At 72.8% G+C, this 20,897-nt stretch carries 23 protein-coding genes; 10 read left to right on the top strand and 13 right to left on the bottom strand.

Features of this window, described 5'->3' with window-relative positions; all coding sequences use genetic code 11:
* The first annotated feature begins 25 nt into the window (after positions 1–25).
* The 3 genes from ACQUQ1_RS06025 (at position 26) to ACQUQ1_RS06015 (ending at position 2,502) form a co-directional block, all read left to right on the top strand.
* Positions 26–334 (top strand): 30S ribosomal protein S24e, encoded by a 309-nt coding sequence (locus tag ACQUQ1_RS06025; protein WP_435063368.1) that lies wholly within the window; start codon positions 26–28, stop codon positions 332–334.
* A gap of 6 nt (positions 335–340) precedes the next feature.
* On the top strand, positions 341–2,014 hold the full coding sequence (locus ACQUQ1_RS06020) for a bifunctional N(6)-L-threonylcarbamoyladenine synthase/serine/threonine protein kinase (RefSeq protein ID WP_435063367.1): 1,674 nt from the start codon (positions 341–343) through the stop codon (positions 2,012–2,014).
* 212 nt (positions 2,015–2,226) lie between these two features.
* The gene (locus ACQUQ1_RS06015) at positions 2,227–2,502 is read left to right on the top strand and encodes a DUF5808 domain-containing protein (protein WP_435063366.1); all 276 of its coding nucleotides are present in this window, start codon (positions 2,227–2,229) and stop codon (positions 2,500–2,502) included.
* 359 nt (positions 2,503–2,861) lie between these two features.
* Here ACQUQ1_RS06015 and ACQUQ1_RS06010 read toward each other — a convergent pair whose 3' ends face one another.
* Complete coding sequence (locus tag ACQUQ1_RS06010) at positions 2,862–3,281, bottom strand: hypothetical protein (RefSeq protein ID WP_435063365.1); 420 nt, start codon at positions 3,279–3,281, stop codon at positions 2,862–2,864.
* Positions 3,282–3,360: 79 nt separating this feature from the next.
* On the opposite strand from ACQUQ1_RS06010, the gene ACQUQ1_RS06005 reads away from it, so the two are divergent.
* A complete protein-coding gene (locus ACQUQ1_RS06005; RefSeq protein WP_435063364.1) occupies positions 3,361–3,675 on the top strand; it encodes a hypothetical protein in 315 nt (104 codons plus the stop codon).
* Between the two features lie 8 nt (positions 3,676–3,683).
* A complete protein-coding gene (gene corA, locus ACQUQ1_RS06000; RefSeq protein ID WP_435063363.1) occupies positions 3,684–4,766 on the top strand; it encodes a magnesium/cobalt transporter CorA in 1,083 nt (360 codons plus the stop codon).
* Between the two features lie 45 nt (positions 4,767–4,811).
* Here corA and ACQUQ1_RS05995 read toward each other — a convergent pair whose 3' ends face one another.
* The 4 genes from ACQUQ1_RS05995 to ACQUQ1_RS05980 all read right to left on the bottom strand — a co-directional run bounded on the left by ACQUQ1_RS05995 (position 4,812) and on the right by ACQUQ1_RS05980 (position 9,820).
* Entirely contained in the window at positions 4,812–5,234 is a 423-nt protein-coding gene (locus ACQUQ1_RS05995; RefSeq protein WP_435063362.1) for a hypothetical protein, read from the bottom strand.
* 42 nt (positions 5,235–5,276) lie between these two features.
* Positions 5,277–6,515: an MBL fold metallo-hydrolase gene (locus ACQUQ1_RS05990; RefSeq protein ID WP_435063361.1), complete on the bottom strand. Its 1,239-nt coding sequence runs from the start codon at positions 6,513–6,515 to the stop codon at positions 5,277–5,279.
* 272 nt (positions 6,516–6,787) lie between these two features.
* The gene (locus ACQUQ1_RS05985; protein ID WP_435063360.1) at positions 6,788–8,119 is read right to left on the bottom strand and encodes an FAD-dependent monooxygenase; all 1,332 of its coding nucleotides are present in this window, start codon (positions 8,117–8,119) and stop codon (positions 6,788–6,790) included.
* Positions 8,120–8,125: 6 nt separating this feature from the next.
* The gene (locus ACQUQ1_RS05980; protein ID WP_435063359.1) at positions 8,126–9,820 is read right to left on the bottom strand and encodes an aldehyde ferredoxin oxidoreductase family protein; all 1,695 of its coding nucleotides are present in this window, start codon (positions 9,818–9,820) and stop codon (positions 8,126–8,128) included.
* 146 nt (positions 9,821–9,966) lie between these two features.
* On the opposite strand from ACQUQ1_RS05980, the gene glmM reads away from it, so the two are divergent.
* Together glmM and ACQUQ1_RS05970 are read left to right on the top strand one after the other, a co-directional pair.
* Positions 9,967–11,343 carry a phosphoglucosamine mutase gene (glmM, locus tag ACQUQ1_RS05975; protein WP_435063358.1) on the top strand — a complete coding sequence of 459 codons (1,377 nt, stop codon included), beginning with the start codon at positions 9,967–9,969 and terminating at the stop codon, positions 11,341–11,343.
* 109 nt (positions 11,344–11,452) lie between these two features.
* Positions 11,453–11,977: a GNAT family N-acetyltransferase gene (locus ACQUQ1_RS05970; RefSeq protein WP_435063357.1), complete on the top strand. Its 525-nt coding sequence runs from the start codon at positions 11,453–11,455 to the stop codon at positions 11,975–11,977.
* Positions 11,978–12,045: 68 nt separating this feature from the next.
* Here ACQUQ1_RS05970 and ACQUQ1_RS05965 read toward each other — a convergent pair whose 3' ends face one another.
* From ACQUQ1_RS05965 to ACQUQ1_RS05935, 7 genes are all read right to left on the bottom strand, one after another.
* Complete coding sequence (locus ACQUQ1_RS05965) at positions 12,046–13,305, bottom strand: DUF7118 family protein (RefSeq protein ID WP_435063356.1); 1,260 nt, start codon at positions 13,303–13,305, stop codon at positions 12,046–12,048.
* Positions 13,306–13,307: 2 nt separating this feature from the next.
* Positions 13,308–13,703 carry a phosphoribosyl-AMP cyclohydrolase gene (gene hisI, locus ACQUQ1_RS05960; RefSeq protein WP_435063355.1) on the bottom strand — a complete coding sequence of 132 codons (396 nt, stop codon included), beginning with the start codon at positions 13,701–13,703 and terminating at the stop codon, positions 13,308–13,310.
* 97 nt (positions 13,704–13,800) lie between these two features.
* Positions 13,801–14,889, bottom strand: a complete 1,089-nt coding sequence (locus tag ACQUQ1_RS05955; RefSeq protein ID WP_435063714.1) for a prepilin peptidase — start codon at positions 14,887–14,889, stop codon at positions 13,801–13,803.
* Between the two features lie 135 nt (positions 14,890–15,024).
* Positions 15,025–15,330: a hypothetical protein gene (locus ACQUQ1_RS05950; RefSeq protein ID WP_435063354.1), complete on the bottom strand. Its 306-nt coding sequence runs from the start codon at positions 15,328–15,330 to the stop codon at positions 15,025–15,027.
* Positions 15,331–15,613: 283 nt separating this feature from the next.
* Positions 15,614–16,003: a ferredoxin Fer gene (gene fer / locus ACQUQ1_RS05945; protein WP_435063353.1), complete on the bottom strand. Its 390-nt coding sequence runs from the start codon at positions 16,001–16,003 to the stop codon at positions 15,614–15,616.
* A 153-nt stretch (positions 16,004–16,156) separates the two neighbouring features.
* Positions 16,157–17,335 (bottom strand): anion permease, encoded by a 1,179-nt coding sequence (locus ACQUQ1_RS05940; protein WP_435063352.1) that lies wholly within the window; start codon positions 17,333–17,335, stop codon positions 16,157–16,159.
* A 108-nt stretch (positions 17,336–17,443) separates the two neighbouring features.
* On the bottom strand, positions 17,444–18,067 hold the full coding sequence (locus ACQUQ1_RS05935; RefSeq protein ID WP_435063351.1) for a type IV pilin: 624 nt from the start codon (positions 18,065–18,067) through the stop codon (positions 17,444–17,446).
* Between the two features lie 120 nt (positions 18,068–18,187).
* On the opposite strand from ACQUQ1_RS05935, the gene htpX reads away from it, so the two are divergent.
* From htpX to pspAB, 3 genes are all read left to right on the top strand, one after another.
* On the top strand, positions 18,188–19,066 hold the full coding sequence (gene htpX / locus ACQUQ1_RS05930) for a zinc metalloprotease HtpX (RefSeq protein ID WP_435063350.1): 879 nt from the start codon (positions 18,188–18,190) through the stop codon (positions 19,064–19,066).
* A gap of 116 nt (positions 19,067–19,182) precedes the next feature.
* Positions 19,183–19,761, top strand: coding sequence for an LURP-one-related/scramblase family protein (locus tag ACQUQ1_RS05925; RefSeq protein ID WP_435063349.1), 579 nt, complete (start codon positions 19,183–19,185; stop codon positions 19,759–19,761).
* A gap of 100 nt (positions 19,762–19,861) precedes the next feature.
* Positions 19,862–20,476: a PspA-associated protein PspAB gene (gene pspAB, locus ACQUQ1_RS05920; protein WP_435063348.1), complete on the top strand. Its 615-nt coding sequence runs from the start codon at positions 19,862–19,864 to the stop codon at positions 20,474–20,476.
* On the opposite strand, the gene ACQUQ1_RS05915 is transcribed toward pspAB, so the two are convergent.
* Positions 20,477–20,872: a hypothetical protein gene (locus ACQUQ1_RS05915; protein WP_435063347.1), complete on the bottom strand. Its 396-nt coding sequence runs from the start codon at positions 20,870–20,872 to the stop codon at positions 20,477–20,479.
* Positions 20,873–20,897 lie beyond the last annotated feature (25 nt).

Genomic DNA, 20,897 nt, shown 5'->3' with positions numbered 1-20,897 from the left:
GGGCGCACTCCCTGACAACTGAACCATGGACATCGACATCATCTCCGAGGAGGAGAACCCCATGCTCCACCGGACGGACGTCCGGTTCGAGGTGCGACACGACGACGCAACGCCCGCCCGCCTCCAGGTCCGCGACTCGCTGGCCGCCAAGCTCGACAAGGGCTCCGACGAGGTCGTCATCCAGGAGCTCGACACGAAGTTCGGGATGCGCAAGACCGTCGGCTACGCGAAGGTGTACGAGACGGCCGAGCACGCCGCCGACGTGGAGCAGGAGTACGTCCTCGAGCGGAACGCCATCGCCGGCGACGAGGACGCCGAGGCCGAGGAAGCCTAACGTCGGATGCGCGTCCTCGGCGTCGAGGGCACGGCCTGGTGCGCCAGCGCCGCGGTGTTCGACGCCGAGACCGACTCCGTCTTCATCGAGTCCGACGCCTACGAGCCCGACAGCGGCGGCATTCACCCGCGCGAGGCCGCCGAACACATGGGCGAGGCGATCCCGCGGGTGATCGAGGTCGCCCTCGACCACGCGAGGGAGGCGTCCGACGACCGTGACGCCGACGAGCCGCCCGTCGACGCCGTCGCGTTCTCCCGCGGCCCCGGACTGGGCCCGTGCCTCCGGATCGTCGCGACCGCGGCGCGGGCGCTGGCGCGGACGCTCGACGTGCCGCTCGTCGGCGTCAATCACATGGTCGCGCACCTGGAGATCGGCCGCCACCGCGCCGGCTTCGACTCCCCCGTCTGTCTGAACGCCTCGGGCGCGAACGCCCACCTCCTGGGGTACCACGACGGCCGCTACCGCGTGCTCGGGGAGACGATGGACACCGGCGTCGGCAACGCCCTCGACAAGTTCACGCGCCACGTCGGCTGGAGCCACCCCGGCGGCCCGAAGATCGAGGAACACGCGAAGCGCGGCGAGTTCGTCGACCTGCCGTACGTCGTGAAGGGGATGGACTTCTCGTTCTCGGGGATCATGTCGGCGGCGAAGGCCGCCTACGACGACGGCGTCCCCGTCGAGGACGTCTGCTTCTCGCTGCAGGAGCACGTCTTCGCCATGCTCACCGAGGTGTCCGAGCGGGCGCTGTCGCTGACGGGCACGGACGAGCTCGTGCTCGGCGGCGGCGTCGGCCAGAACGCGCGCCTCCGGGAGATGCTCGCGGAGATGTGCGCCGAGCGCGGCGCCGACTTCCACGCGCCGGAGCCGCGCTTCCTCCGCGACAACGCCGGGATGATCGCGGTGCTGGGCGCGAAGATGGCCGCCGCCGGCGACACGGTCGCCGTCGAGGACTCCGCCATCGACGCGGACTTCCGGCCGGACCAGGTTCCGGTGACGTGGCGCGGGGACGGCGAGTCCGTCGCGCGGACGCCGGGCGGGGCCGACGACGCGGCGGCCCTCCGCGGCGCGGAGGCGACCGTCTCGGTCGACGGCGACGCGGTGAGGAAGCGCCGGCCCCCGAAGGGGTACCGCCACCCCGCGCTCGACGAGACGCTCCGGCGCGAGCGCACCGTCGCGGAGGCGCGCCTGCTCGCGTCGGCCAGGCGGGCGGGCGTCCCGACGCCGCTCGTGTACGACGTGGACGTCGCGGAGGCGACGATCACGATGCAGCGCGTGGGCGAGCGCGACCTCGCGGCGGCGCTGTCGGCCGACCGCGCCCGGACGGTCGGCGAGCACCTCGCCCGGCTCCACGGCGAGGGTATCGTCCACGGCGACCCGACGACTCGGAACGTCAGGGTCGGCGGCGGGGCCGGCGGATCGACCCGCGGGCGCGGCGACGGCCCCGCCGCCGACGACGGCGCCGACCCGCCGCTGTTCCTCATCGACTTCGGCCTCGGCTTCAACTCCGACCACGTCGAGGACTACGCGATGGACCTGCACGTGTTCGAGCAGTCCGTCGAGGGGACCGCGAGCGACGCCGGGTCGCTGGTGGACGCGGTCGAGGAGGGGTACCGCGCGGTCGGCGACCCGGCGGTGCTGGAGCGTCTCCGCGGCGTCGAGGGGCGCGGTCGCTACCAGTAGCCCGTGGCGAACAGGCGGCCGTGCTCGGGGCGTCGGAGCGGCCGCGTCACCCGTTCCGACCGTTCCAGACACGTCGTCCGGCCGCACAACCGTGAACCGACGTGCCGTCTCGGTTACCGCATCGGGGTGGCTGGTGCGGTCTCGGGTATGAACGTTCGGTCGCGCCGGCGGAGAGCCAAAACGATTTATCACGCCCCGCCGTTGTCAGGAGTATGGCAGACAAACCGCAGTCTGGGGAACTCTTCGGCGTCCCGTACAACTTCGAGCGTCCGAGCCTCGGGCGGCTGCTCTCCTCGTACTGGCAGCCCGGGAAGGGGATGCTGGTTCAGAAGCCGTTCGGCATCGGCTACACGCTCAACCTCGCCAGCTGGCGCTCGTGGGTCGTCCTCCTCGTCGCCGGGCTCATGCTGTACCTGGAGCGCAACAGCGGCGGCGACGAGGCGGTCGAGGAGGACGAGCCGGTGGAGGTCGTCGTCGACGACGATTGAGGCGAGACGCGAGGGAGCGAACGCAGTGAGCTACCGAGCGTCTCGGAGTAACGGCGGCGGACTCTTCGGGGTCCGCCGCCCCCGAACGAGGCGAGGTCGAGCGCAGCGAGGCACGAACGGGGTGAGTGCCTCGGGGCGAACGGCGTGAGCCGTGAGCGCAGCGAGACCTCGGAGGAACGGCGGCGGACTCCTGGGGGTCCGCCGCCCACGAAGGAGGCGAGACGCGAGGGAGCGAACGCAGTAAGCGACCGAGCGTCTCGAAGGAGCGACGGAGCGGTCCCCGTGCCGCTCCCGCCGTGACCACCGAACCGCACGAGCCGCGAGCGACGCGTCCGCCGGGTCCGTGACGCCGACCGGTCTCACTCGTCCCACCGCTCCGCGCGGGCGCGGCGTCGCCACGCCCGCTGTTGTGCCCGCTCGGAGACGTGGTCCACGCCGTCGGCCAGGTCCTCGCGGACGGCCGACTCGAACGCGTCGAGCTCGCGCAGGAAGTCGTGCCTGTACGCCGTCACCAGCTCGTACGTCCACCGGTCGTCCACGACGCCCGCGGGGAGGAGCCGGTCGCGGATGTCGTCGGCGTAGTCGTCGTGGCCGGCCGTCCGGAGGAGCTCCTCGGCCCGAGCGAACCGGTCCATCGCGTGGCCCGTCCGGTGGTGACATCCCAGGAGGTCGGCGTACGCCCGATACGCGTGCTCGATGCCGAGCTGGAGGGCGTGGAGCGCCTCCCGCTCGTCGCCGCTCAGGTCGGGGACGTTCGCGTTCGTGTCGTCGACGGCCATGGCGTGACGTACGGTACCGAGGGACAAGGGTGTTGTGCGGCCCCGAACCGTTAGGAGGCCCGGCGGCGAGTGTCGGCGCATGGACCGGACGTTCCTCGCCTCGGCCGCGCTGACGGCGCTGTCGCTCGTTGGCTACGTCGCCGGCACGGCGTCGCCGTACCCCGGGCGGGAGGCCAGCCTCGCGGGGGTGATGGTCGGCGTGACGCTCGTCGCCGTGACGTACGGCCACGGATCGACGGACGGCGACGGTCCGGACGCGGCCGGGGCGACCGTCGGCGGGACGGAACACGGCGAACGGGAGCACGACGAGCGGGAGCGCGACGGGGACGGGGTGGCGAGCGGAGCGGCCGACGCGGCCGGCGACGGCGCGGGGAACGGGGAGTGGTCGCCGTGATCCGGTCGATGTCGTACACCGACGAGGACGCCGCCACCTTCGAGGACCCGGAGGCGGCCGTCGAGGCGCCGGGGACGACGTGGGTGTGGGTCGACGTGGCGGACCCCGAGGCAGCGACCGCGGGCGACGCCGCGGACGACGGCGGGGAGGCCGGCGCGGTCGACGCGTCCCCCGCGGAGCCGGACGACTCCGGCGACCCCGGCGACGTTCGCGCGGGGTCGGTCGCGCGGGCGACGGGGGACCTCGCGACGGTCGTCGAGCGGTTCGACGTCCACCCGCTCCACGTCGAGGACGTGCTGGGCGACGTGCGCCCGAAGTCCGAACTGCTCGACGAGTACACCTTCCTGTTGGTGAAGGCCGCACGCTTCCGGGTGGGCGAGACGACGTTCCTCGAGGAGATCCGGACGCGGCCGGTCGGCGTGTTCGTCGGCGACGACTGGCTGGTGACCGTGACGACCGACGGCGGCGACGCCGTCGCCCCGGTGTGGGAGCGGCTCGCGGGCGCCGAACGTCGGGCGCTCGCCCGCGGGGCCGACTTCGCCGGCTACCTCGTGGTCGACCGGGTCGTGGACGGCTACTTCCGCCTGCTCGACGAGCTGGAGGAGGACATCGAGACCGTCGAGGAGTTGGTCATCGAGGCGCCGGACCCCGACACGCTCCCGGTCATCAACGATCTCCGTCGCGAACTGCTGTCGGTTCGGCGGGTCGTGTGGCCGACGCGGGACGCGGTGAACGCGCTCTCCCGGGGGGACGCCGACCACGTGAGCGAGGCGAGCGAGAAGTACTACCGAGACGTGTACGACCACCTCGTCCAGCTCGTCGAGCTGACCGAGACGTACCGCGACCTCACGGCGGGCGCGCGGGACATCTACCTCAACACGCTCTCGCAGTCGACCAACGAGGTGATGCGCCGGCTGACGGTCGTCGCGACGGTCGTCCTCCCGCTGACGTTCGTCGCCGGCGTGTTCGGGATGAACTTCGAGGCCATGCCGGAGCTGTCGTGGCCGTTCGCCTACCACGCGACGATGCTCGGGATGGCCGGCGTCGCCGCCGTCCTCGTCGCGTACTTCCGGCGCGAGGGGTGGCTGTAGGCCGGACGGCGGTCGGCACCCGGCCGCGAGGGGGGCCGTGCGGCGCTACCTGAATCGCCACGTCACCGCGACGCCGGCGACCCAGGCGACGGCGAACAGGGCCGCGAGCAGCCGCACCGGCTCGCCGAATCCGTCCCCGACCGCGACCGTCGCGACGAGCAGCGCGGCCGCCACGGCGAGCACGACCCCCACGACCCGGCGGAACCACCGACGCGGGTCGGCGACGCGGCCGATCAGCGCGCCGTTGAGCCACGCGCCCGCGAGCGCGCCGAGCCCCGCCAGCGAGAACACCGGGAGCAGCCCGCGGGCGGTGAGCGCCCCCGCCGCCACGGCGAGAGAGAGCCCGCCGACCGAGGCGGCCGTCACCGCGAGCGCCCCGGCGACGGCGGCGTGCCCCTGCCGCGAGATCCGGTTCCTGCGGCGGTCGAGGACCGCCTCGGGGTCGATCTCGTCGGGGTCCCGGGTCACGGAACGGATCAGGGGCCGGCGCCGAAAGGGCGTTTCGGGGGATCAGACGGCGACCGTCTCGCCCAGCTCCGGCGCGGCCGCGTCGTGGCCGTCCGCGCGCAGTTCCTCCGCGAACGTCGGGCAGCGGTCGCCGTGGTTGACGAGCACGGTCGCGCCGCGGTACTCGTCGAGGAACCCGCGCAGGCCGTCGCGGTCGGCGTGCGCGGAGAAGTCGAACAGTTCGACGCGGGCGGCGACGGGGACGACGCCGCCGTCGAGCTCGCAGCGGCCGTGTTCGAGCAGTTGCCGGCCGTTCGTCCCCTCGACCTGATAGCCGGTGAGACACACCCGGTTCGTCGGGTCCGACCGGAGCATCGGGAGGTAGCGCATCACGGGACCGCCCGAGAGCATCCCGGAGGTGGTGACGATGGCCTCGTTGTCGGCGGCGATGCGCTCCCGTTGGCCGTCCTTCCCGGTGACGTATCTGGCTCCGGACTTCGCCCGCCGGAGCGCCTCGGCGTCGCGGACGTACCCGGGGTGACGCCGGACGATGTCCGTGACGCGCTGGCCCATCCCGTCGAGGTACGGCCGGATCTCGGTGTCCTCCAGCACCGTCAACACCTCCTGCGTGCGGCCGATGGCGAACGCGGGGATCAACGCGGTGCCGCCCTCGTAGCGGGTGGTCCGGACCGTCTCGACGAAGCGCTCCTCCACCCGCCGGCGGTCCTCGTGGGTCACGTCCGAGTAGGTGCTCTCGCAGACAACCACGTCGGCGTCGGGTCGCGCGGTCGACCCGGACAGCAGGCGGGTGTCGTCGGTGTGGAAGTCGGCGGTGTACAGCAGCCGGGTGTCGCCGTCGTCGACGAGGACGTGCGCGCTCCCGGGGATGTGGCCCGCGTCGAGGAAGGTGACCTCGTAGTCGGTGCCGCCGGCGGCGACGTCGAAGGGGTCGCCGTAGCCGTGACGCTCCTCCACCTCGCCGAGTCGCCGGACGTGGCTCCCGGTGTAGGTGCACTCGTAGCCGCGCAGCTTCAGCGTGTCCCGCGCGAGCACCCGGGCCAGTTCGGCCGTCGGGGGCGTCCAGTGGACCGTCGGCCGGCGGTCGCCGCGGAGGAGCGCGGGCACCTGCCCGACGTGGTCGAGGTGGCCGTGGCTGACGACGACCGCGTCCGGCTCGGGGCGTCCGACGGGGTACTGCGGCGGCTCCCCGGTGAGCACCCCGTAATCGAGGAGGAGCGCGTCGTCGACGAGGACCGCCGAGCGGCCCACCTCGCGGGCGCCGCCGAGGAACTGGAGCTCCATCGGCGGGGCGAAGGCGCTCCGGGCGGTTGGCTCCGTCGGTTCGGAGCCGGCGGTCGTGGACGACGCCGTCGAACGATGCCGGCGATCCTCTCAGATCACCTGCACGGCGACCAGCGCCGCGGCCCCCAGCGCCAGCACGCACAGCATGCCGACCGAGAGGGTCGACATCCGCTTCATGTTCATGCGGGGAGCGCGGCAGAGACGACGGATAACCGTTCGGTCCCGCGTATCAGGCCTGAAACGCGAACCGCGACGCCGCCGGCGCGGCGGCGTCAGTCCGAGAAGTGCGAGCGCGCGACCGTCACCGAGCGGTCGCCGAGCGCGAACGGCTCGATCGGACGGCGGGCGAGCCGGGAGCGTGCGACCGTCCGGCCGAGCAGCGCCGCGGCCGCGCGGACGACCGTCGGCGGGATCCGTCGGCCGTAGTCGAGCCAGAAGGCGACGTTCGCCGCGGCACGGCGCTGGCGTCCGACGACCCGCTCGACGGTCGGCCGTCGGCGTGCCTCGAACGCGCGGAGCCGCGACCGCGGGACGACCCCCGCCGAGGGTGCGAGCGCGCGGACGAGCCGGTCGTGGGCGACGACCGCGTCCTCGACGGCGAGGGGGTTGCCCTGCGCGCCGATCGGGCTGGCGACGTGGGCGGCGTCGCCCAGGATCAGGAGCCCGTCGTGGGTCCAGGTGTCGGCGACCCCCGGCGAGACGTCGAGCAGCGTCGTGTCGGCGAAGCCGTCGAGGTGCTCGCCGACGGCCGCCGCGATGTCGGGGTCGACGGCGGCGACGCGACGGCGGAAGGCGTCGAAGCCGGCCTCCCGGACCGTCGGCCACTCGCCGTCGCGGACGAGGTAGCCGACCTGGAGCTCGCCGCCGCCGAGGCCGAAGTGGACGAGGACCCCCTCGCGGGCGATCTGTCCCTGGGTGCCCGCGTCGACCGCGCCCGCCGGGAGCTTGAACCAGACGAGGTCGATCGGCGACCCGAACAGGCCGGCGTCGATCCCCGCCTCGTCCCGGACCGTCGAGTAGCGGCCGTCCGCGCCGACGACGCAGCGGGCCTCGAGCGCGACCGTCTCGCCGGCCGCGCGGTCGCGGGCGGTCACGCCGCGGACGGCACCGTCGTCGTCGGTCACGAGCCCGGTGACGGTCGTGGCCGGGCGAAACGAGAAGCCGTCGTACGCGCCGGCGCGGTCGACGAGGCGGTCGAGCAGCGCCGGCTGCTCCATCATCAGCGCGTACGGGTAGTCGGTGTCGAGCAGGTCGAACTCGAGGACCGGGACCCGTTCGCCGTACAGCGTGAACGCCCCCTCCGTGACCGTCTCGTGGGCCAGGTCGAGCACGTCGTCGAGCACGTCCATCTCGTCGAACAGCCGGACGACGCCGGGGTTCCAGCCGAACCCGCGGTACTCCCGTTCGAAGGTGGCCGCCCGCTCGACGAGCGTCACGTCGACGCCGCTGCGCGCGAGCAGGTACGAGAGGACGGCGCCGCCGGGGCCGCAGCCGACGACGGCGACGTCGGCGCGGTCGGTGCGGTCGGGGTCGGACGAGTCCGGCGCGGACTGACCGGCGGAGGCGTGCGGGTCGGACGAGGGACTCCCGGAGGTGTCGGCCATGCCGCCTCAGTCGTCGGCGCCGGCGGCGTCGACGTCCGCGTCCGGCTCGCCCAGACCCGGCACGACGCCGTCCTCGCGCCAGCCGCGCGCCTCGTAGTAGCCGTCGAGGGCGTCCTCGAACCCCTCGATGTCGTACGGGAGCGCGTCGTCGGCGCGGTCGAAGCCGCGGCGGTTGTTGAAAGCCCGCTCCAGTTCGACGACGCGGGCGCCCACCTCCAGCAGGTCGTCGTACTCCGCGTCCAGCAGCGTCGCGAGGCGGTCCTCGTCGACGAAGTCCCGCGAGAACTTGCAGACGACGCCCGAGTCGAGGACGGCGTTGTGGTTCTCCGCCTCCGCGACGAGGGGCGGCTTCCCCGCCAGCCCCTGCTTGTCGACCGCCTGCTCCTTGTCGACGAGGGGGTACTCCTTCGAGTAGAAGCTCGCGTACATGTGGTCCGCGCCGCGGTTCGAGGTGGCGAACGCGAGCCCCTGGCCGTTGAGCGTCCGGCCGTCGTGGGCGGCGAACTCCAGCCCCTTCACCGTCCAGTCCTCGACGCCCAGCTCCGAGGCGGCGCGGTGGACGCCATCCGCGAGCAGGTCGCCGAGGTCGCCCTCGCGGTACGCCGCCTTCCGGAGCGCCTCGCGGGCGCGCTCGGGGTTCCCGAGGTCGCCCTCGCTCGCGAGGTAGGCGGCCATCGTGTCGCCCGCGGAGATGGTGTCGACGCCGAGGCGGTCGCACAGGTCGTTGGCCCGCATCACCTCGACCACGTCGTCGACGAGCTGGTTCGACCCCCACGCCATCACCGTCTCGAACTCCGGCCCCTCCGTCTCCACGCCGGCGTCCTCGTCGCGGGTGGGGAGCTTGCACGCGAACGCGCACTGCGAGCAGGTGCCCTTCTCGAACTTCTTCGACTCCACCGCGTCCCCGGAGATGCCCTCGACCCCCTCGAAGGAGGTGCGCGCGAAGTACTCCGTCGGCAGCGCCTCCACCGCGTTGGCGTACTCGGTGACGCTCGTGGTGCCCTGCCGCTTCATGACGTGGTCCGAGGTGGCCGCCTCGCGGTGGACGTCCGTCTGGACCGGGTCGACCTCCACGTCGGACTCGGCGTCGCCGTCGAAGGTGAGCGCCTTCACGTTCTTCGCGCCGAGGACGGCGCCGAGGCCGGTCCGGCCGAACGCGCGCGTCTCGCTGGTCATCACGCAGGCGTAGCGGACGAGGTGCTCGCCGGCGGGGCCGATGCACGCGAGGTGTTCGGCCGCCAGGTCGTGTTCCCGTTCGGCCCACTCGGTCACCTCGGGCACCTCCGCGCCCGCGAGGTCCGGCACCTCCTCGAACTCCACGCCCCCTTCGCGGACGTGGACCGCGAGCGGGGTGTCGCTCTCGCCGCGGAGCTCGACGGCGGCGTAGCCCGTCCCCGTGAAGTTGCGCGAGAGGAAGCCGCCCGCGTTCGAGGAGGCCAGCCCGCCGGTGAGCGGCGAGACGGCGGTCATGTTCATCCGGCCGGTGAAGCTCATCCGCGAGTGCTGGAGCGGCCCCGTCGAGAGGTAGACGCGGTTCTCCGGGCCGAGCGGGTCGGCGTCGAACGGGACGCGCTCGAACGCCAGCTTCGTGGCGACGCCGCGGCCGCCGACGAACGACGCCAGCACGTCGTCGATGTCCTCCTCGGTCGCCTCCCGCGCGGAGAGGTCGACCGACAGCAACGGACCGGTCGCGTGGATCATGGAGGGTCGTTCGGCGGCATCGGAGGTAAATCCCGACCCCGGATCCGGCCGGCCGTCGCGCCCGCGGCGGCCCCCTCGACCCGCCCCGTCGCGGGCCGCGGCGGGTCGGAACCACTATCCCGTCCGACACCGGACTGACGACCCGAATGAAGGTCTTCGGTTCCAGCGGCACCCGGGGGGTCGTGGGCGAGGAGTTCACCCCGGAGTTCGTCTCGCGGGTGGCGTCCGCCGCGGCGGCGACGTGGGAGGCCGACCGCGTCGCCCTCGGGCGCGACACCCGCACGTCCGGGCGGACGTTCGCAGACGCCGCCGCCGCCGGCGTCACCGCCGCCGGCGTCGACGTGGAGCGCCTGGGCGTCGTTCCGACCCCGAGCCTGGTGCGCCACTGCGAGGTCGAATCGGTGCCCGGCGTGATGATCACCGCCTCGCACAACCCCCCGGAGTTCAACGGCGTGAAGCTCGTCGGCGACGACGGCATCGAGCTCCCGGTGAACCGCCTGGAGGCCATCGAGGAGCGCCTGCTCGCCGAGGAGCCGACGACGGTCGCGTGGGACCGCATCGGCGACTCCCGCCGCGTCGACGACGCCAACGACGACTACGTCGCGGAGCTGCTCGCGAGCGTGGACCGCGAGGCCGTCGCCGCCGCCGACCTCACGGTCGCGCTCGACCCCGGCCACGGCGCGGCCGCGCTCACCTCTCCCGAGTTCTTCCGCGAACTGGGCTGCGAGGTCGTGACGGTGAACGCCCAGCCGGACGGCCACTTCCCCGGGCGCGAGCCCGAGCCGGTCCGGGAGCACCTCGACGACCTCGGCCGGCTCGTCCGCGCGGCCGACGCCGACGTGGGGGTCGCCCACGACGGCGACGGCGACCGCGCCATCTTCTTCGACGAGACCGGGAGCTACGTCGAGGGCGACGCGTCGCTGGCGGCGCTCGCCGCCCGCGACCTGGGCGAGGGCGACACGACCGTCGCCGCGGTGAACGTCTCCCAGCGCCTCGTCGACGTCTGCGAGGCCGCCGGCGCGAACCTCGAACTCACGCCCATCGGGTCGACGAACATCATCACCCGGATCAAGGAGCTGTGGCGCGAGGGCGAGTCCGTCCCCGTCGCCGGCGAGGGCAACGGCGGGGTGTTCTTCCCCGACTACCGGCTCGTGCGCGACGGCGCGTTCATCGCCGCGAAGTTCCTCGAACTGCTCGCGGAGCGGGAGGCGACCGTCAGCGAGGTGGTCGCCCCCTACGAGGACTACACGAACGTCCGCGAGAACGTGGGGTACGGCTCCGACGCCGAGCTCGACGCGATGCTCGCGGCCGCCGAGGAGTACGCCGCCTCCGCCGACGCCGAGCCCGACACCAAGGACGGCTACCGCCTCGACTACGGCGACGCGTGGGTGCTCGTGCGCCCCTCCGGCACCGAGCCGAAGGTCCGCGTGTACGCCGAGTCCGCCGACGCCGACCGCGCCGAGGCGCTGGTCCGGGAGGCCGTCGAGGTGCTCGTCGAGGCGAAACGCGGCGTCGAGGCGTAGCGAGGCGGGCGGTCCGGGCCGGGCCGGATCGCACCCGGGTCGGCCTCGGCTCCGGCTCACACCCCGACGGCGCCCGAACGCTTTCCTCGAACCGGTCCCCAGCGGGCGTATGGACATCCAGGTCCGCCCCGTCGCCTCCCCGACGGAGTTCCGCGCGGCGCTGGTCGTCAACCGCGCCGCCTGGCGCGACGCCTTCGCCGACGTCCTCCCCGCCGACGCGCTCGACGCGATGACCGTCCCGGACGGACACGACCTGCAGGAGCGGTACGACCGAGCGACCGGCGCCGACCGCGCGTTCCTCGTCGCCGTCGACCGGAAGCCCGGGGCGGTCGTCGGCTTCGCGGACGCCCTGTGGGGCGAGGGCCGCAAGGCGTTCTGCGAGCGCGACGACGCCGAGCTCCGGGCGCTGTACGTCGACCCGGACGCCCAGGGCGCCGGCGTCGGCACCGACCTGCTCGCGGCGGCGGCTGACCGCGTCCCGGCGGCGTTCGACCGGCTGACGCTGGAGACGTTCGCGGAGAACGACGCCGCCCGCGCCTTCTACGAGGCCCGCGGGTTCGATCGGATCGGCACCTCGACGTTCGAGGTCGCGGGCGAGCCGTACGACACCGTGGTGTACGCGCGGGCGCTGTAGCCCGCTGTTCTACTTACCGCCCGCCGTCGGCCCGGCCAGCGCTCGGCCTCGCGTCCTCCTCGCCGCCGTCACTCCCCGTCGAGCGCGTCCGCGAGCGCCGCGCGTCGTCGCCGGGCCGCCGTCAGCTCCGCGGCCGCCTCGCCGGCGGCGACGCGCTCGAACTCCGCGTCCGACAGCTCCGCTTCCGCCTCGGCCGCCCGGCGGATCCGCTCGTACTCGGGGTCGTCGGCCGCCTCGCGCAGGGCACGGGCGCGCGCGACGGTCCCCTCGGGCGCGAACTTCGCGACCAGCGAGACGAGCTCCCGTCGCTGGAACCGCAGCGTCTCGGCCGCAGGCGGCGGCCAGTCGACCGTCAGCGGGTCGGCCGAGAGCCGTTCGAGGTACGTCCGGTGGGGCCGGACGCGGGCCCTGAACGTGCCGGGGTCGTCCACGTAGTGGTCCAGCTTCGACGCGGAGTACTCCGCGTATTCGAGCAGGTCCGGCACCGGCTCTCTCCCCGCGGGCGTCGAGTCGAGGTACTCGCGGAGGTCCGAGGGCGGCGCCGCGTAGTCGACGAACGGCGTCTCGGCCGCCTCGGCGACGAACCCGAGGAACTCGCGGGCGCTCGCCTCGCGCCGGAACTCGTCGAAGGCGTCGCGCACGGCGTCGTTGTACGCCCGGATCGGCTCGCGCAGGCGCTCGGTCGGCGCGTCGAGGTCGGCCTCCCCGAGCGAGACGAGCCGCTCCAGCTCCTCGATCCGCTCGGCCAGCGCGTCGACCCGCCTGCCCGCGTCGCGCTCGGCCTCCCGGAGCGCCGCCGTCGCCTCCTCGCGCTCGGCGAGGCGGCCGGCGAGGTCGCGGGCGGGCGCGAGCGCCTCGCGGGCGCGCTCGAAGTCCGACTCCGAGAGGCGGCGGCCGTCGACGGCCTCGTTGGCCCGCTCGAAGGCGTCGTGCCCGGGCAGGTCCTCGTCGAGGCCGTCGACGAGGGCCGCGAACTCCCCCTGGAACTCGACGTACGCCTGGAAGTCGCCGGTACCGGTGGCGGAGTCCTCGTACCTGTCGAGCAGGCGGTCGGCCTCCCGGACCGCCTCGCGGACGGTCCGCAGGGACTCCTCGCCGTGCTCGGCCACCACCGCCTCGGCCGCCTCGCGGCGCTCGCGGGCGGCCCGGAGCGCGTCGAGCAGGGCCGCGGCGTCGCGGTCGGCGTCCGGGAGCGGGTCCGGGTCGGCGGCGGCGTCCGGGGAGACGGAGCCGTCGTTCGCGGCGTCGCCGTCGACGGCGACGCGGCCGTCGTCACCCGCCCCGTCCGCCCCGTTCGCACGGTCGCCGCCGGCGCTCTCCGGCGCCATCGCTACCCGTACACCGCGTCGGGGTCGAACACGCGCTCGCCCACCTCGTCGCCGTCGACGGTCCGGTGGAAACACGAGCGGTGGCCGGTGTGGCAGGCGCCGCCGGTCTGGTCGACGAGGTACAGGAGGGCGTCGGCGTCGCAGTCGACGCGCACCTCCTCGACCATCTGCGTGTGTCCGCTGGTGGCGCCCTTCTCCCACAGTTCCTCCCGGGAGCGCGAGTAGTAGTGCGCGCGGCCCGTCTCCCGGGTGTGCTCCAGCGCCTCCCGGTTCACGTACGCGAGCATCAGCACCTCGCCGGTGTCGGCGTCCTGGGCGACCGCCGGGACGAGGCCGTCCTCGCCGAAGTCGACGTCGATGCCCCCGCCGCTCCCGGCGTCGGCCTGCGTGTCACTCATCGGTCGTGAGGTCGTGACTGTCGCGGATAGGTCTTTTGTGCGTCGCGACGGCGGCGGCCCGGACCCGGCCCGGCCCGGTCGCACCGACCCGGCCCAGCTACGCCAGCCCGAGCGCTCCGAGCGCGACGGTGAGCACGTCGCCGTACGTCAGCGAGAGCACGAGCCCGGCGAACAGCGGGACGAGGAACGGCAGCCCCGGCGACACCCACAGCGCGTCCTCGGCGGTCACCCGCTCCAGCCCCTGCCGGAGGCGCTCGGGGGTGGTGCCGTAGGCGCTCCCCTCGATGTCGTCGAGGAAGCGCTCGGCCGCCCACGGGTCCCCGGGCGGGTCCGCGGCGTCCGGGGAGCCGCTGTCGTCGGTGGTGACGTCGCCGCCGACCTCGCCGTCGACCGCCGCGTCGCCGAACTCGAACCCCGACTCCTCGCCGCCGTCCGTCCGCGGGCCGTCGTGGACCGCGCCGTCGGTCGGCGGGTGCGTCGCCGTCACCGACGCCGGGTCGCGGTGGGCGTCCGGGTCGGCCCGCAGGGCCGCGAGGGTCGTCCCCCGCCAGCGGAGGTACATCCGCAGGGCGTCCAGGTCGAGGCCGCGCTCGGGTCGGAGGCCGTCGACGCGGAGGAGCTGGCCGTGGACCTCGGGGAGTTCCTCGACGGGGGTCCACCGGCCGACGAACATGGCGGGCGAGACACGGCCGGCGACGGCGTTCGACGCGAACAGGAGGGCGACGTAGCCCGCGCCGAAGAGGACGGCGTTCGTCAGCGCCGACATGGCCGTGACGCCGAGCGCGGAGGGGTGGACCGGGAACCCGACGGTGTGGAGCCAGGCCACGTCCGGCAGGATCCACAGCGGGACGACGTACGACGGCGTCGTGGGGAACGCGACCGCGAGCACGACGAGCGCCTTCATGTCGGCGCCGCCGAAGGCGGCCATCCGGTAGGCGAGCACCGAGAAGGGCACGAGGAAGAACAGCGAGAACCCCGCCCGCACGAGGAACAGGCGGCCGGCGTAGTCGGCGAACGGGTACGCCCCCGCCGCCTCGACGAGGAGCGCCAGCGCGCCGACCGCGAGCAGGGGAAGCCACAGCCGGCTCGGAACCCGGCGGGTGCGGACGTCGCGGTAGGCGGCCCACGCGAACCCCGGGAGGACGAGCAGGCGCAGGAGGTCCGCGGCGACGGCGATGCCGAGCACGTTCATATCCGCTCGCGACACCCCGGGGAGTTAGGCGTTGCCGTCCGCGTCTCGGGCGTGAGAGCGCGCCGGGAGCGACGGAACGACCGGCCGCCGGTGTCGGGGGCGGGGGCGGGGTCTGCGTCTGGGTCGGAGCTACGCCGGACAGCCGATGACGCAGCCGAACCAGACGTACAGCCCGACCGCCCCGAGCAGGAGGAACGCCCCGAACGAGAGGAGCGTGAACGCCAGCAGGTGTCCCCGGCCGGACAGCCAGGACCAGACGCCGGCGATCGCCGCCAGCCATCCCCCGCCGCCAACGGCGAGGATCCCGTAGAGCCCGACGGTCGAGCCGAGGCCGAGGACCTCTCCCCCCCGCAGATTCAGCCAGAGAACCCCCAGGTGGAGCACCAGCCCGATCCCGAAGACGAACACCCACCGGCCGAGGAAGCCGAGCACCATCTCTCGTGACGTCCGCCCTCTGAACGGCGGATGAACTTTGGTGTTTGCCCCGGGGGTCGGGACGTGCGCCGAGCGATCGGTCGACCGGGGCGACCGGTCGGGACGAGGCGGTCGGACGGGCGAGGCGACGGACGCGACGCCCGGGGTAGAACACCGCCACCGAGTCGGCTCCGGCGGGATCACGGACGGGGACGCGACTGTCCGGGCGGTGAAAAACGGGTGGTGCTCGCGAGCGAGTCCGCCGGCGCGACGGCGGTCGCATCGGGCGGCTCGACCGCTCAGATCAGATGACGCGGTTCTGCAGGTAGTCGAGGTGCTTGGCGTTGTAGACGATCTTGATCTCGTCGGCCTGCGGCGACCCGATGCACGTCAGGCGCACGTTCTTCTCCTCGACCTCCTCGTCGGAGAGGATCTGCTGCATGTCCATCTCGATCTCGCCCTCCTTCACGATGGCCGCGCAGTTGGCGCAGGCGCCGGCGCGGCACGAGAAGGGCCAGTCGAAGCCCTGGGCCTCGGCCGCCTCGAGGATGTACTCGCCCTCGTTGACCTCGAGGGTGCCGTAGTCCTCCTCGTCGAGGCCCGCGTCCGCGGCCTGCTCGAAGAGGTCGTCGTCGTCCATATCCCAGCCGTTGTCGTCCAGCACTTCGTAGTTGAGGTATTCGACCGTGGGCATTTCGTCCCGCGTTTGACCGGCCGCACCATTAGTTGTTGCTATCTCGCGGGAGACATCGCCGGCGTGGAGGCTTTAGGGAAGCCAAAATCGGTGATCTGGGGGTTCGAGGGCGTCGGGAGAACGGGCAATATGGACTGGTTCTGTCCGGCGGTCTCACACCGGCGTGAACGCGAACAGGACGTACGAGCAGACGAACGAGATGGTCGGCGTGAGGATCCAGAACGAGACGACCCGACCGGTCGTGCCGGGGTCGAACAGGTCCTCCGCGAGCAGTTCCTCCCCCCGTTCCTCGCCCATCCGCGGGACGCCGTCGTCCGGCGAGGGCGACTCCGCCGCGAGCGCGTTCACCGACACCTCCGGGCGCTCGCGGTCGTCGTCGCCGGCGAGGGCGCCGCCGACGGCGTCGCCGATGGTGGTGGTGCGGGTCGCGCGTCCCCAGCCGAGGCCGACGATGCACATCGTCGCCGAGACGGCCAGCGAGGCCGGGATGCCGATGTACGAGAGGAACGTGATGAGGCTCGCGGAGACCACCTCGACGATCAGCGCCGCCAGCAGCGGGAGGTCGGTGAGGTCGTTGCCGACGGTGTCGAGCGTGCGCCGGGCGATGGTGAACGCCCCGACGGCGATGGCGCCGCCCGCGAGCAGGACGCCCTGTCCGGCCGTGAGCGCGCCGTTCCCGACCAGCGGTGCCACGGCGTTGGCGGCGTTGGAGGCACCGGCCGAGAACGCCATGTAGCAGGCGATGGCGAGCACCGCGACCGTCCCGGCGACCTCCCGCCCGGTCGCGTCGGGGGCGACCCTGGGGCGGCCCCCGTCGACCACGAGGACGCCGCCCGCCGAGCGGTCGATGGCGAAGGCGGCGTCGAGGTACGGGTAGAGGTAGCGGCCGACGACCGCGCAGATCCAGAAGGCGACGACGGGCGCGACGAGCCACCAGCCGACGATGCGGAGCATCACGTCGGCGTTCAGCGTCCCCGTCGCCGCCCCCAGTCCCGCGATCGCGCCCACCGCCGTCATCGACGTCGAGGCGGGGACCCCGAAGGTGTTGGAGACGAGCAGCGCGAGGCCGACGAAGAACAGGACGCCGACGCTGGCGACGAGCGTGAACGACGAGGCCGGAACGATCTCCCCGCCCATCGTCTCGATGACGTTCCGGCCGACCGTCCACCCTCCCGCGAGCGCGAATACCGACATCAGCGCCGCTGCGCCGGTCTTCGAGAGGATCCCGCTTCCCACCGCCGGTCCGAACGAGACGCCGGTGGAGGACCCGCCGATGTTGAACCCGACGAACACCGCGACGACCAGTCCGATCAGGAGCAGCGCTTCGACCACACACCCACTCGCCGTCCTCGACTAATAAGTTCGTTCGGTTCCCCGCACCGGCGGACGTACCGTCGGGCCGCGCCGGGTTCGTGCGGTCACGTCGGACGGACGGGGACGCTACGACGGGGGAGCCCGTTCCGGCGGTCCGTTTCCGTTCCCCCGTCCGGGCCCCCATTCCGCTTCGTCCTCGTCTTCCTCTTCCTCATCCTCCTCATCTTCTTCATTTTCCTCATCGCCGTCGTCCGGGGCCGGAGTGGACGTCGGCGTGGAAGTGGGGGTGGAAGTGGCCGTCGCGGTCGGCGTGGAGGTGGGCGTGGGCGTCCCCGCCGCGATCCGGTCCTCGTCGAGGAGGTCGCCCGTCGGCCCGTGAACGACCTGGACACGGACACCGTCGCCGCCGTCGGCCGCGTCGACGGCGCCGCTCACGGCGAGACGCTCGCCGGGCGCGAACTGTCCGTCCGCGACGCCCCCGCCGACGAAGGAGCCGTTCCCGTATCGGTCCCCGTCGACGATCACGATCAGGTCGTCCGACGCGACCGAGTCGCCGCCGCGGTGGACCACGGTCAGGTCGCCGTCCGCGGTCCCGAAGCCGAAGTCGCCGAGCGGGGCGCTCGCCCCGCCGGAGGAAGGGGAGGAGGCGGTCGAGTCGACGAGGGCGAACCCGACGGTCGCGGTGGTCACCACGACCACCGCCGTCATCGCCACCACGCCGACGAGTTCGGACTGACCGCGGTCGGCCATCACCTCCCATTCGAATGCTGACAGTAGTTAACTGGGTCGGCCCGAGTATCACCCTCGGATCCGCGGGAACCGACGCGATCCCACGACAGCGTTTAAGCCGTCCATCCGGTACTGGGAGGTATGGAATGGAAGACAGACTGGGGGCTCCGCGGACGCATGGTCCTGACGGGGTTCCTCCTGTTCGCCCTCTACATCGTGTTCATCGCGGTGCTGTCCCGGTTCGTGGAGCTGTTCGCGATGGTCGCGATCATGGGGCTGTTCTCGCTCGGGCAGTTCTTCTTCAGCGACAAGCTCGCGCTGTACTCGATGGGCGCGACGGAGGTCTCCGAGCAGGAGTACCCGGACCTGCACCGGAAGATCACCCGACTGTCGCAGCAGGCGGACCTTCCGAAGCCGACGGTCGCAGTCGCGGACACGCGCGTCCCGAACGCCTTCGCCGCCGGGCGCTCGCAGAAGAGCTCGACCGTCTGCGTGACGACGGGGCTGCTGCGCACGCTCGACGACGAGGAGCTGGAGGGGGTGCTCGCCCACGAGCTGGCGCACGTCAAGAACCGCGACGTGATGGTGATGACCGTCGCGTCGTTCCTGTCGACGCTGGCGTTCATCGTCGTCCGCTGGGGCTGGCTGTTCGGCGGCGGCAACAACCGCGGCGGCGGGAACCAGGCGCCGATCCTCGTCGCGATCGTCGTCTCGCTGGTCGTGTGGGTGATCTCGTTCCTGCTCATCCGCGCGCTCTCGCGGTACCGCGAGTTCGCCGCCGACCGCGGCGGGGCGGCCATCTCGGGCAAGCCCGGCGCGCTCGCGTCGGCGCTGGTCACCATCGACAGCGGGATGGAGCGCGTGCCGAAGGAGGACCTGCGCGACACCGCGGAGATGAACGCCTTCTTCGTCATCCCGATCCGGTCCGGCTTCGTCGGGAAGTTGTTTTCGACGCACCCGAGCACCGAGAAACGCGTCGAGCGCCTCCGCGACCTGGAACGGGAGATGGAGACGCGCTGACCGGCGGCCGAGCCGCTCCGGCCGGCGGGCCGGCCCCCTCGCGGACGACACGCCCGGGAATCGTTCGACGGATCCGACGCCAACGTTCAAGTGCGACTCCGAGAAACCGGGGGGTCATGGCCGACTCCGCCTACGACATCTCCGGGATCGACCTCACGGACGACTCCTACACGGTCGTCCAGAGCCTCGTTCGCAACAGGTACGTGGCGAGGGACTCCGCGGGGAGCGTCGTCCTGCGCGGGAAACAGAAGATGCTGAAGCTGAAGGAGGAGTTCCCGTTCGTCGACGCCGACGGGAACGAGGTGTTCGAGGTGCGGGCCGGCGGCATCGTCGACGTGGCGGGCAACTACGTGCTGACGGACTCGCGGACGGGCGAGGACGTCGTCGTTCTCGACAACGACTACTCGATGCTGCAGGACACGTGGACGATCCGGGACGCGGACACGGAGGCGGCGCTCGCGAAGATCGAGTCCCGGGGCGCGCTGACGACGATCGCCCGGAACGTCCTCCCGTTCGGCCACTGGATCCCCCACCGGTACGAGATCACCGACGCGAACGGCGACCACGTCGGCACCATCGCCGGGAAGGTCTCGCTGAAGGACACCTACGAGATCACCGTCGACGACGCGAGCGACGTGCCGAAGGAGGCCGTCGTCGCCGCCGCGATGGTGATCGACGCGATCCAGGACAACTGACGGCGCCGAGGGGCGGCCTCCGACCCCGCCGCCGCGCCGGGCCGCCGCCCGCGCGAGCGACGGCTTGAACACGGCTCCCCCCGGAGTACCGACAGCGCCAATGGGGATTCTCGACACGCTCAGATCGGTGCTCGGCGTGCGCGCGGAGGCCGACGCCGCAAGCGACGCCGACCCCGAGGACCTGTTCGGCATGAGCACCGCCTACGTCACGATGGAGGCGGACCTCGGGTTCCGGTCGGTCGGCGAGGCGGCGCTGTGTTTCTCGTCGGTCGACTCGACCGACTTCGCCGCCACCGTCGATGCCGTGGAGGCGATCCTCGACGCCGGGGAGGAGGAGACTGGCACGGAGTTCCGCCGCCACGAGGACGACCACGGCTACCACTGGGTCGTGCTCGCCGACGACGACCCCGAGGACCTCGTCACCTCCGTCCACTTCGCCGCCGACGAGTTCGTCGAGCGGGGGTACGGCTCCCGCCTGCTCGCGGCGGTGTTCGGCTTCGAGGGTACCCGGGACGACGACAGGCGCGCCTACTGGATCTACTCGTTCCGGCGGGGCGCCTACTACCCGTTCGCGCCGAAGGACACCAGCGAGCGCGACAACAAACTCGAGTTCAAACTGGAGTCGGTGCTCGACGGCGAACTCGACCTCGAACCCGAGAAGGAGTACTGGTACCCCCTGTGGCCCGACCGCCCGGAGGGCCACCCGTGGGGGTGATCAGGGGATCGACTCGTCGCATCCGGCCAGCGTCGTTCCCACTTCCCCGATCGCGTTGTGTCCGAACGGGCCGAACTCGAATCCCTCCCGCCGCTCCTCGCGGTCGGCGTCTCCGGCGAGGCCGTCGAGGTCGCGGACGTACGCGTGAGTCTCCCCGGAGACCTCGACGCGGACGACCAGATCCGGCGGCCGCGGCCCGGTGACCGCGACGGTGACCACGACGTAGTCCTCGTACGGGACGCCGTCCGCGGTCGACTCCTCCGGCCGCACCTCCTGCGACAGGAGTTCCGCGTCCGAACAGTCACCCGTCGTCGTCCCCGAAGCGGTCGGCGGGCGAAACGTACAGCCCGCACCGACGAGAAGCGCGAACGACGAACAAACGGCGCGGCGTCGCATACTGTCACGACTGCCAGCTACTCTA

This window comes from Halobaculum sp. EA56 (assembly GCF_051195075.1).
In the GTDB taxonomy this organism is placed as follows: Archaea; Halobacteriota; Halobacteria; order Halobacteriales; family Haloferacaceae; genus Halobaculum.
This window is presented reverse-complemented; position numbering and strand designations above follow the sequence as displayed.